The sequence below is a fragment of the Nostoc sp. UCD121 genome, from assembly GCF_014222285.1.
GTDB lineage: Bacteria > Cyanobacteriota > Cyanobacteriia > Cyanobacteriales > Nostocaceae > Nostoc.
Window position 1 is genome coordinate 1 of sequence record NZ_JACKZS010000218.1, and the last position, 12,435, is coordinate 12,435.

A 12,435-nucleotide genomic window follows, 5' to 3' on the forward strand; every position below is an offset into this window, starting at 1 on the left:
TCTTAATTCGAGTACGAGGCATCGCTGTACACCGATTTTACTTCCCCTAAATAATACTATCTATCGCAACTTGGTATTAGGTGTAAATAACATGATCCAAGCTGAAAAAAATTGTGCTTACAGCTAAAAGGAAAGCCCCATACAGAGCATGGAAACAAAATCACAAGATTATCTCACTTTGACAGGGCTACTCCTACCTAATAAATTACTATCTGAGGTTGCTTAATTGTGCCATCAGGCATGATAGTATCCCGGAACCTCGCATAAATCAGGTTTGTCTCCCAAAGGTTTGCTTGACTCAAGTTTGCCTTGGTTAAATTTGCCCATGTCAAATCTGCACCAGTTAAGTTAGCCTCAGCTAAATTAGCTTCTAGCAATTTTGCTCCACATAACTTTGCTCCTGTGAGATTTGCTCTAACTAAGTTAGCTTCAATCAGTGATGCTTCAATTAATTTGGCTTCACTTAGGTCTGCTTCTCTCAAATCTACATCGCATAAAGAAGCACCCCAAAGATTACTACCTGTAAATTTCGCCCGCCATAAGAAAGTTCCGCACAAATTTGCTCGTGTCAAATCAGCATTAATCAAATTAGCTTCACACAAAGATGCTTCATACAAATTAGCGTCGCGTAAGCTAGCTTGCATCAAATTTGCACCGCTTAAATTAGCACGAGTAAGAATACAGCCACACAAATTTGCGCCACTTAAATCTGCTCCGATGAAGTTAACACCATTTAAATCAATTCCTTTTAGGTCAATTCCACTCAAGTCGCATCCACTGAAATCTCGGCGTTGAAAATACTTGTTTGTGATTTGACTTAATATAAATTCCTGCTTATCAGCATAATTTTTCATGGTATTCACCTCTGGGTGTAATTTATCTCAAAGGTCGAGTGTGATAGTTACCGTATATTGAGAGTACACCCCAAATGCAGATTAGCTCAGTAAATAATCAAAAATAAATTGGCCAAAAATCGCCAATCACCTGAAAATGCGTTTTTTCAGTGGTTTTTAAAACAAAAAATGCTGACATAGGTCAGGAAATATTGATAAGGTCAGAGAATCTCCAGCTACAGAAAGAAAGCCCACTTATATTGCTGTACTAAGGTTGATAGCGAAGGCTAAAGTAAAAGCCATCATCCTGAGCGTTATTGCCGCGATCGCTCAGATCGATAAATGGAAATCCATAATCGAGCCGTAAAAACAGATTATCAATTCCCATTGCCTGATTCCATAATAATCCTAAGCCTGCACCTACCAAAAAAGTTTGAGCGGGTAGCAGATTCGGATTATTAGACTGATTCCAAACAGATCCCATGTCTAGAAATGGCGCGAGTTGAACTGTGGATAATCCAGATTCATCGCGCTGGACTGTGAATCGATCTTCGATCGCTACACGAAATCCATTATCCCCTGAGCGGATATTTTGGCGATATCCCCTTACAGACTGTCCACCGCCAATCACAAATTGCTGGGAGGGTAAAAGGCTATCTGGTGTTAGCTGCAAGTCTGCTTGGATAAGTAACAGATGATCGGCACTGAGTTGCTGCACGCGCTGTATTTGACCCAACCAACTGAAAAAGCGACCATCGGGTATGGGGTCATTGTTGATAGTTGCATCTAATACGTCAATGCCAAAATTAAATTGCGATCGCAAAAACCAAGCTCCTTGGGGTTCGCGCTTAATATAATCTTGACCAAATTTAATTACACTGGTGCGGCTAACGCCATTGGCATCAGGCCCAATGCCAAAGCCTTGAGCAAAGTTATCAAGGAAGGTTTGTCCATCTTGATAGGTAAATCCTAAAGATAGGGCAAATTCTTCTCTTGGCGATCGCATCAATGGTTGACGATAATTGATTTCATAAAGATCCTGGTTGGCGCGAATGCCAAAAGCATCAAAGGGTGCCTCAGTGATTTCGTTGCGATTAAATCCGGCTCTAATCTGCACTCTGCCATTCATGGCGTTCACAGGAACTTGATAGCTAAAATCAAAGGCATCGGAACCACCAGAAAGGGTGTGGTAATAGGAGCCTGCTAACTCATCTCCCATCCCAGTTAAATTGCGATCGCGCAGTTCAATACCTAATCTTTCAGCACCAATACTCGGAGGTGAATAATTATCTACACCCAAGCTACCAGTTAAAGGGTTTGCCTCTTCAACTCTGACAATGAGAACACTTTGACCAACCTTACCCGTTGGACGCAGACGTGCTTCTACATTTGTAAATAAGGGATCGAGCCGCAACAGCTTCAGTTGATCTTCGAGCTTACTAGTATTCAGAGGAGTACCGGCACCTAATTGGATGCGACTACGAACATAAGATGGGTTTAATCGTCGCGTTCCTTCGATCTCAATCTCTGTCAAACGCCCTTCAATTACCCGAATTACCACAACACCATCAGCGGTACTAGGTTGCTGAATGTCTGGAACTGCTCTGGAATTTATATAACCTTTATTTAAGTAAAGCTGGGTAATGGCATCTGCGGCTTGTCTGATTTCTTCTAAAGTTAAGTCCCGTTCTTCAAAAGGTTTGACAACTGGATTAAAGTCATTTTCATTAAAAACTGTGCTATCTACAACCTGGATTTTGCGAACCCGAATTCGTTGTGGTGTTTCTGGTTGGGGATTTGGTTCGGTTTGATTGGGGCTATTTTCCGGAGTAGTTTCTGATGCTTGTACTATTTGTAACTCTGGCTGGCTACTCTTTGGAGTTGAGTCTGGTGTCAATATATTCGCCGTAGCTCTCAGTCCATTTGCAGTTACAATCCAGACCGCAGGCAGAATTAGCAAGCCACACTGAAAACTGAACCTGTGCTTATTCAATTTAGTAATTACTAGACTTTGCCAAGTATTTAACTGATGAGAGAAACAGACAATGCTTTTCTGAGTAATTGTTTTCGGCTTAATGCCAGTTTCTGTTTCTTTTCTCATTTCTCCTCAGTGGGTGCTTTATTTTACGACTGGGCTAATTTTGATTTTTGAGTGTGCTATAGCTATATAAATATTTCAATATCATATTTTTAACATTCACATTTCAGAAGATTTGTAACTAAAACAATAATTAACAGCAATTTCTTCTAAGTGATAGCCCTTAGCATTATATTGTGATAACAGGTAGAAAACTTGGGAATACTTCGATGCCACCACTGATCTCCATAGTCATCGTCAATTACAACCGGGAGTCTTACCTTGGGGTAGCGATCGCCAGCGTATTAGCGCAAACATGGCAAGATTTTGAGCTACTAATTTGGGATGATGGCTCTACAGATGGATCAGTGGCGATCGCAAACGCTTATGCTCAACAAGATGGGCGAGTGCGGGTAGTAGAAGCACACCATCAAGGATGTACCGCAGCACTAAAAGCAGCAATTAACCTAACTAACGGCACTTACTTCGGTTCAGTAGATAGTGATGATATCCTAGCCCCCACCGCCCTAGCTCAAACCGCTAAAGTTCTCAACAGTCATCCAGAAACGGGATTTGTTTACACCGATTATTTAAATATCGATCAACACAGCAAAGTAATGGGCTACGGTCATCGTTGTAGCATTCCTTACTCCCCAGAGGGTATTTTAGTAAACTTCATGACCTTTCACTTCCGCCTGATTCGGCGGTCGGTTTACGATCGCGTGGGAGGTATTAGCAAGTCGTTCCTCTGCGCCCAAGATTACGATTTATGTCTGCGGCTTTCAGAAGTAGCTCAAGTGCGCCGCGTTCCAGAGCCACTCTACCTCTACCGGAATCATTCTCAAAGCATCTCTGTAACTAGAAGAAAAGAACAAATTCTCTGGTCTAAGCGGGCGATCGCTCAAGCACTTTGGCGACGCGGATTAGCAGACAAGTTACAAATCGATGTAGAATTACCCGCAGGTCGCTTCATACTGCGGCGGAAAAAACCTCTGCTACACAAAATCGCCGCTTCAGTCCTAGCTATCGTGCCTCTAGTTAGTACCACGAGTGCAGCATTAGCCCAAACCCAACAAATTGTCCCTGCTGCCGATGGCACAAACACAATTGTTACACCCAACGCAAATCGACTTGATATCACCGGGGGTACAACTTCTGGAGATGGTCAAAACCTCTTCCACAGCTTTCAACAATTTGGGATTTCAGCAGAACAAATCGCCAACTTTCAAGCTAGTCCGGCGCTGCAAAATATTCTTGGTCGAATTACAGGCGGGAATCCTTCGGTCATTAATGGCTTAATTCAGGTAACAGGTGGCAATCCCAACCTCTTCTTAATGAATCCCGCCGGATTTCTTTTTGGCTCAAATGCCAGCTTAAACGTGCCTAGTGCTTTTACGGTGACAACAGCTAATGGCATTGGTTTTGGCAGCAGTTGGTTTAATGCCATAGGTGTTAATGATTACAATGCCTTAGTGGGAAACCCCAATGGATTTGCCTTTAGTATGAACCAGCCAGGAGCGATCGCAAATGCTGGAAATTTGGCAGTAGGTACTGGGCAGAATTTGAACTTATTGGGCGGTACTGTAGTTAACACCGGGCAAATCTCAGCACCGGGAGGACAAATTTCTGTTACATCCGTACCCGGTCAAAATTGGGTGCGTCTCAGTCAGCCAGGAAATCTGTTGAGTCTGGAAATTCAGCCCCTCGCCTCTAGTAGCACTCAACCCAATAACTGGACAATTCCCATCGCCTCAATACCGGAATTGCTCACAGTTGGTAATACGGGGTTAACTGCCAATTCTGATGGAACTGTAAAATTAACAGAATCTAATGTCACAATTCCCACAACGCCAGGGACAACCATTGTTTCTGGCAAAGTTGATGTATCGGGTCAAACAGGTGGTACTATAACTGCTTTGGGTCAACGAGTCGGGGTGATTAATGCCAATATTAACGCCTCTGGAACTAATGGTGGCGGTACTGTCTTAATTGGTGGCGATTACCAAGGGAAGGGGACTTTACCCAACGCAGAGCAGACTTATATTAATTCCAACTCCGTCATTAATGCCGATAGCAAATTGAATGGAAACGGTGGACGGGTAATTGTTTGGGGTAATAATACAACTCAATATTTTGGTAACATTTCGGCACGCGGAGGAGCAAATTATGGCAATGGTGGAAATGTCGAAGTATCAGGCAAAAATTTCTTGACCTTTAACGGTTTAGTAGATACTTCAGCTGCCAATGGTAGCTTTGGTACATTATTGCTAGACCCCAGCACATTGACAATTATCGATGGTGGAGCAGGTAGTTTTGATCCCACAGATGGCACTATTGCCTTTGGCGATGCAGATATTGGGGCGAATACAGTTTCATGGGGTGCGATCGCAGCTTCGGGTGCAAATATCAGCTTACAAGCTACAGGCAATATTACGATCAATGACATCACCGGAGCTACACCCGGAGTAACTACCGATGGTGTTGCTACTTTAGCCTTGGGCGGTGGTAGCTTCAGCCTTAATTCACAAAGCGGTTCTGTAAACTTTGTTGACCCTACCAACACAATCCAGACAAACGGTGGAGCAATAAACATTTCAGGAGCTAGTTTATCGCTGGGAAATCTAAATACAAGTAATACTAATGGGGATAGTGGCAATGTAAACTTGTCTGCAACTGGTAATATCACCGCGGGCAACATTGTTACTAGTGGTCAGGGTTACGGTCGGAACTACTCCTCGGGTAATATTACAGTCGAAAGTACAAATGGTGAAATTGCCCTAAATAACCTAGATACTAGCAATGATGAAGGGTTTTTTGGATTTGGTTATGGCGGTAATACTATTACAGATGCTGGAACAGTAAATTTGATTGCCGCAGGCGATATCCTCACAGGCACTATTAATTCCTCTTCAAATAATGCTAATCGCTCAGGTAAAGGTGGCGATATAGTCGCAACAAGCACAGCCGGCAGTATCACTACAGCAGCAATTGACTCGTCTCTAGTTAAGTTTGGAGGTGGCGAATTTGAAGGCACGGCTGGCGCAGTCACTTTAACTGCCAGAGATAATATCACCGTTGATGGTGCTATTGATGCCTCAGCAACTGCCACCGGCATGGAGGGGCCTGTAAGTGCTATAGGTGGCAACGTTACTTTACAAACTACCAATCCCTTTGGTAGCACAATTCGCTTTAGCAGCATCAACACACAGGCCACAACCGATTTGGCTGAAGCTGACACTCTTCAAGGTGGCAATGTGCAAGTGCTGACAAACGGGCTAGTTCAAGGAATAGATACAATTAAAATTAATAATGGTCAAACCGATACAGGTGTCACCATCGCTACTGGCGGAATTTTCGATTTTGGAGGAGGAGGAAATTCTACCCCTGTTGGAGGCAATGGCGGTACTGTCACAATTCAACATGATGGTGGCCCAGCGAATGTAGATTTTATTGTAGGTAATGGGACGAGTGTTATTAATGGCACAGCCGGATCAATTGATGTGGGGAACGGTACAATCCTCACTTCGGGCAACTTTCCAGTTTTGCCCACTAAGGGAGATGCTAGCGGCACGCCAGCCGGTATTACTATTACTTCCATAAATACCCCGCCCACATTAACGGCAAATTCATCGCTACCCGATACCCAAACCAATCAAGCAGTAACCTTTACGTTTTCTAGTTTAGCTGCACTGGTCAGTGATGCTAATAATGACATCACCTCCATCCGGGTTGATGTGGTGAATACAGGAACTCTTTTTGTCAATGGACTTCCCGTTTTTCCTGGTGTTACTACTTTATCTAGCAACGATACTTTGGTGTATACACCTCCGGCAGATACTAATGGCTCACTAAATGCCTTTGTAATTAGTGCAAATGACCGCGTTTCGTCTTCTGCACTTGTACAGATAGGAATCAATGTCAGTCAGATTCCTCCCCGGAATGATACCCCAAATCCTCCCTCTTGCTCATTCCAATGCACTCCAGGTAAACCGAATTTCCCTGGCCCCAATAATCCTAAGATTGACAACCCGGTTATTAATACCGATCCCACACCAGAAGATCAATTCACAGATGATTTTGCCGACCATTTAGGCATCCCGATTCCTAGAATCAAAACACTAGATGATGCCAAAGAAATTGCTCGTAAAATTGAAGAAGCTACTGGCGTGAAACCTGCATTTATCTACACCAGTTTTGTCCCTGTGGAGATAATACCAGAAAGAAATTTAGGCAAAGCTAAAAAATCGACTAAACAGTTAAACACCATAGCAGAGCAGGGTAGCGACCAACTGGAAATAGTCGTAGTAACAGGAAAAGGTAATCCCATCCGCAAGCGCATCCCAGAAACGACCAGGGCCAAAGTTCTCCAAGTCGCTCAAGAATTTCGTGACCAAATAGTTAGTCCACAAAACCGTCGCCGCACCGGTTATTTGCGTCCATCTCAACAACTTTATCGCTGGATAATTGCACCACTAGAGGCAGATTTACAAGCAAGAGAAATCAATAATTTGGTCTTTTTACCAGATATTGGGTTACGTTCAACCCCAATGGCGGCACTTCATGATGGCAAAGGGTTTCTGGTAGAAAAATATAGCATTGGCTTAATGCCCAGTCTTAGCTTGACTAACACCCTTTATAAAGACATTAAAAAATCTCAAATTTTAGCGTTGGGGGTTTCTCAGAGTACTCAGGGACAAGAGCCTTTACCGGCAGTTCCCCTGGAGTTATCAACACTAGTGTCTAAACTTTGGCAGGGCAAATTATTGTTAGACAAGCAAGCCACCTTAGCAAATCTTAAAACTGTCCGCCGTCAACAACCTTTTGGAATTATTCACATGGCAACTCATGCCGATTTTACTACCGGCGCTTTGAGTAATTCCTATATTCAACTGTGGGAAGACAAGTTACGCTTGAACCAATTACGACAGTTGCGTTTGAATGAACCTGAAGTTGAAATGCTGGTACTGAGTGCTTGTAGAACAGCATTAGGGGATGAAGAGTCGGAGCTTGGATTTGCAGGTTTAGCAGTGCTGGCAGGGGTGAAAACTACTGTTGCTAGTCTTTGGTCAGTTAATGATGCTGGTACAGCAGCCTTGATGACGAAATTTTATGAGAACTTGAGGACGGCTCCAATTAAGGCAGAAGCCCTCAGACAGGCTCAGGTAGCTATGGTCAAAGGGCAGATTTATGTTAAGAATGGTCAATTGGAAGGTTTAGGAGTAGTAGGAAACTTGTCTCTACCTACTAACAATGCTGATGAAGAAGAGCAATTACTTACTCATCCTTATTACTGGTCTGGATTCACAATGGTTGGCAATCCTTGGTAAAAAGCTAAGAAACTAACTAGCAGCCGCAAAAGAGACTTTATGGCACAAGTTACTGAAGATTACTTCGATACTTCAGCCCATAAAGCAGATTTGGGATGGAATCGCCATAAATAAAGTTAGGGGCTTTAAACCCACTACGCTTGGGTTAAGAGCTACTGGCAAAAATTTTGGGTTTTTGAGACGCGATAAATCGCCGTCTCTACAAGGGCTTTGGTCTTATCTGAACTGTATTGGCTTTAAACTCTTTCGGCAGAGGACAAAAATTGTATTTTCTTCCTTCTGCCTCCTGCCTCCTGCCTTTCTTCGAAAATAAGGAGAGATGAAAGAGAACATAGAGATTTTTCTTTGCCTCTCACAATCTCTACATCTTCTTTAACAGCGTTCTGGGCATTAAAATTTTCTCATTTCCAGTGGTATTAAGCCTTTGAGTACGGTAAACCGTATTTGCTCGTTAGTTCCCAAAGATTAATTTAATTGTTAAGTTTAGTTACATAAATAAAAAACGCTGCAACATTGCTAAACAGGAGAAATTATGAAAATAGGTAGTATCCTTAAGGATCAAGACAAATTAAACAACTTTACGATGCAATCTGGATATTGCATCACACAAGGCAAGCTCTCTCAGAAATAAAACTTATTTAACAACATTGTTTAATATTGCGATGAAAGCTACAGATCAATTGGTGCATTTTTTAGAAGAAGATTTGGGTATTTCTGGTGGAGCAATTTCTCTTGCTTTGCGCCATTGTGAGCAGACCCCCAACTTCCTGGCTATGACTCTCTGGCAATATGGACTGGTAACACTGGATCAGTTAGCCCAAATTTTTGATTGGTTGGAAACAGTATAAGTTGCTGTTTGAACTCTTTAGACTGGAAATATCTAATTTTTCCATAAAGTCACATTCTCAATAGTTTTGATTCTAAGGATTGGTAATAAAATCTATGGCTATTAAAGAACAACCTAAATCACCTCGGTTTCGGCTCGTTGCTAATATATTACTGGGAGTATCAGGGCTATTCCTGCTCTTAAATTTATTTTTGCCAGGTTTATTTACTTCTGGCCCGACTGGTGTTCCTTACAGCTTGTTTATTCATCAAGTACAAGAAGGGGAAGTTAATCGCGTTTCTGTTGGTCAAAACCAGATTCTCTACGAACTAAAAACAGAAAATGCCGAGCCGGGCCCGGTGTTTGCAACTACACCAATTTTTGATTTAGAGTTACCCAAACTGCTAGAACAAAAAGGAGTTGAGTTCGCTGCTACTCCTCCACCCAAAAATACTTGGTTTACAACCCTCTTAAGTTGGGTGATTCCACCACTGATTTTTATTGGTATTTGGCAATTCTTTTTGTCACGTGGTGGCGGCGGTGGCCCTCAAGGTGCGCTTTCTATTGGTAAGAGCAAAGCTAAGGTTTATGTTGAAGGCGAATCAGCTAAAATCACCTTTGCAGATGTGGCTGGCGTAGAAGAAGCAAAAACTGAGTTAGTGGAAATTGTGGATTTCCTCAAAACTCCAGCACGGTTTACGCAAATTGGCGCGAGAATTCCCAAAGGTGTGTTGTTAGTTGGCCCTCCTGGTACTGGTAAGACACTTTTAGCAAAAGCCGTAGCAGGAGAAGCAGGTGTTCCATTCTTCAGTATCTCTGGTTCCGAGTTTGTGGAATTGTTCGTCGGTGTGGGTTCTTCCAGAGTGCGGGATTTGTTTGAGCAGGCTAAAAAACAAGCTCCTTGTATTATATTCATTGATGAATTGGATGCGATCGGTAAGTCTCGTAGCAGTAACGGCTTCTACGGTGGTAATGATGAGCGAGAACAGACCCTCAACCAGTTACTAACGGAGATGGATGGGTTTGCAGCTGGAGATGCAACGGTGATTGTCCTAGCAGCTACCAACCGTCCCGAAAGCCTTGACTCTGCATTGCTGCGTCCAGGCCGCTTTGACCGCCAAGTTTTGGTAGACCGTCCTGATTTATCTGGTCGGGAAGCAATTCTCAAAATTCACGCTCAAAAGGTAAAATTAGGAGATGATGTAGATTTAAGAGCGATCGCTACTCGTACTCCTGGTTTTGCTGGCGCAGATTTGGCAAACTTGGTCAACGAAGCCGCATTATTAGCAGCACGCAATCTGCGTCAAAGTGTTGCTCAAGAAGACTTCGCCGAAGCAATTGAGCGGGTAGTCGCCGGCTTAGAGAAAAAGAGTCGCGTCATGAACGAGACTGAGAAAAAGATTGTTGCATATCATGAAGTTGGTCATGCAATGGTCGGGGCGCTAACCACAGGAAACGGTCGCGTAGAAAAGATTTCGATTATTCCCCGTGGGATGGCTGCTTTGGGCTACACTCTGCAATTACCAACTGAAGACCGCTTTTTGATGAATGAAGAGGAATTGCGGGGTCAGATTGCAACTTTATTAGGTGGACGTTCCGCCGAAGAGGTTGTGTTTAACAGTATTACAACAGGTGCTTCCAACGATTTGCAACGAGCAACTGACTTGGCAGAACGGATGGTAACATCTTATGGCATGAGCAAAGTTTTAGGGCCATTGGCTTACCAACAAGGACAACAATCGATGTTTTTGGGTAATGGTGGGGCTAATCCCCGGCGGGCGGTGAGTGAAGACACATCCAAAGCCATTGATAGCGAAGTCAAGGAAATCGTGGAAACAGCCCACGAACAAGCCCTACAGATTCTTAGACAGAATCGAGACTTGCTAGAAGCGATCGCAACTCAACTCCTAGAAACAGAAGTCATTGAAGGCGAAAAACTGCACGATTTATTGAGTCAAGTTAAACCTGTAACTAATTCGTAATGACGCTCGTGGACTCGCTACCGCTGCGCTAACGTAATTCGTAATTCGTACACAGAGGGACGCAGAGGATAACTTTGCGTCCCTCGCTGTGCGAACGTGAAGCGCCTACGCCTTATACCTCTGCGTTCCTCTGCATTTCAGAAATGGCACTTACTGCGATACAAACACCAGCTAGGAAAAATGCCAATGCACCCCCAGTTGCACCAACAAAAGGTGTTATTGCTTGTAACTTGGGAAAGATGACACCAAACAAACTCATGCCTAAAGCAAACCCACCAAAATACATCCCAATTCCTAATCCCGCCCATCGCTGAGGTACTAGTTCTAAAGCAAAAGGAATTGCCCCATTGACAATTAAACTAAAGCTAGCAACGATTACTGCAATTATCGGAATTTGTGCGCCCACAGATATCATTATCAATAAAGAGGGAATGATTGCACAGATCCCACAAAGCATTGCTTGACGATTACCAATTTTGACGGCGAATATTCCTGCTGGTATGCTGGCAATTGCGATCGCTAGTCCAATCCACACCATCAGCACATCAATATTATCAGTATTCAGTTGGGTCTTGAGGACTTTACCCAAAACATCAAATAGGAATCGGATACCCCACGCTACACCAAAGCCAGTTACTAGAATCAAAGCCAATTTCTGTAACGGCAACTTTACTACTTCTATTTGGTGTCTATCCACTACTGCTTCTGGAGGATTGACTAACCGCAACACAGCCGCCGCCCCTAGCATGACGAAAGAACCGATCGCAAAAGTATAAACTGGCCCTAAGCTGAGAATAAACTTGTAGCTTATCGGTCTAAAAGCCCCAATTACACCACCTGCTAAAGTGACAACACTTACTGCTAAAGGTAACTGGGCTGGTGTAGAATACATCCCCAAGAGGCACATTGCTGGAGAACGAAATATTGTCATTGCTAATGCCCAGGCTACCAATACTATAGGTAAGAGCGATCGCATTACAGTAGTAGGCGGAATCAAACTCACAACGCATGGTATAGCAATAAATAAAGCCGATGCCAGAATCATACCTACTGAAATGAAGGGAAACCGAGTCCCCACCCAGCGTCTAGCTTGGTCTGAAAGTCCACCCATCAATGGTTCTAGCACCGCACAAAAAGCATTTTCGACTAGCACCAAAGCAACTGCCAGTGAAGCGGGAAAACCAAACTGAGTCAAAAGTTGTGGCAAATATATATTATAAATTAACCAGGTGAGAGTAATTGCTCCCTGCACCACTGCCAATACCCCAACTTGCACCCATAAAATATTGAGATGAGGTTTCGAGTTAGTCATAAGAAGATGGGAATTGGGAATTGGGAATGGGGAATGGGGAATTGGGAATTGGGAATGGGGAATTGGGGAGAATAACAT

General features: G+C 43.3%; 6 protein-coding genes. 3 read left to right on the plus strand and 3 right to left on the minus strand.

Annotation, left to right across the window (positions count from 1 at the left end; all coding sequences use genetic code 11):
• Positions 1 to 197: 197 nt before the first annotated feature.
• Both GNF10_RS30140 and GNF10_RS30145 read right to left on the minus strand, forming a co-directional pair.
• Positions 198 to 854, minus strand: a complete 657-nt coding sequence (locus GNF10_RS30140; RefSeq protein ID WP_185585529.1) for a pentapeptide repeat-containing protein — start codon at positions 852 to 854, stop codon at positions 198 to 200.
• Between the two features lie 247 nt (positions 855 to 1,101).
• The gene (locus tag GNF10_RS30145) at positions 1,102 to 2,934 is read right to left on the minus strand and encodes a ShlB/FhaC/HecB family hemolysin secretion/activation protein (protein WP_185585528.1); all 1,833 of its coding nucleotides are present in this window, start codon (positions 2,932 to 2,934) and stop codon (positions 1,102 to 1,104) included.
• A 206-nt stretch (positions 2,935 to 3,140) separates the two neighbouring features.
• On the opposite strand from GNF10_RS30145, the gene GNF10_RS30150 reads away from it, so the two are divergent.
• From GNF10_RS30150 to ftsH4, 3 genes are all read left to right on the plus strand, one after another.
• Positions 3,141 to 8,237, plus strand: coding sequence for a CHAT domain-containing protein (locus tag GNF10_RS30150; protein WP_185585527.1), 5,097 nt, complete (start codon positions 3,141 to 3,143; stop codon positions 8,235 to 8,237).
• A gap of 662 nt (positions 8,238 to 8,899) precedes the next feature.
• Positions 8,900 to 9,085 carry a DUF2949 domain-containing protein gene (locus tag GNF10_RS30155; RefSeq protein WP_185585526.1) on the plus strand — a complete coding sequence of 62 codons (186 nt, stop codon included), beginning with the start codon at positions 8,900 to 8,902 and terminating at the stop codon, positions 9,083 to 9,085.
• Between the two features lie 94 nt (positions 9,086 to 9,179).
• Positions 9,180 to 11,045, plus strand: coding sequence for an ATP-dependent zinc metalloprotease FtsH4 (ftsH4, locus tag GNF10_RS30160; protein ID WP_185585525.1), 1,866 nt, complete (start codon positions 9,180 to 9,182; stop codon positions 11,043 to 11,045).
• Positions 11,046 to 11,157: 112 nt separating this feature from the next.
• Here ftsH4 and GNF10_RS30165 read toward each other — a convergent pair whose 3' ends face one another.
• Positions 11,158 to 12,357, minus strand: coding sequence for an MFS transporter (locus tag GNF10_RS30165; protein ID WP_185585524.1), 1,200 nt, complete (start codon positions 12,355 to 12,357; stop codon positions 11,158 to 11,160).
• Between the last annotated feature and the right edge of the window lie 78 nt (positions 12,358 to 12,435).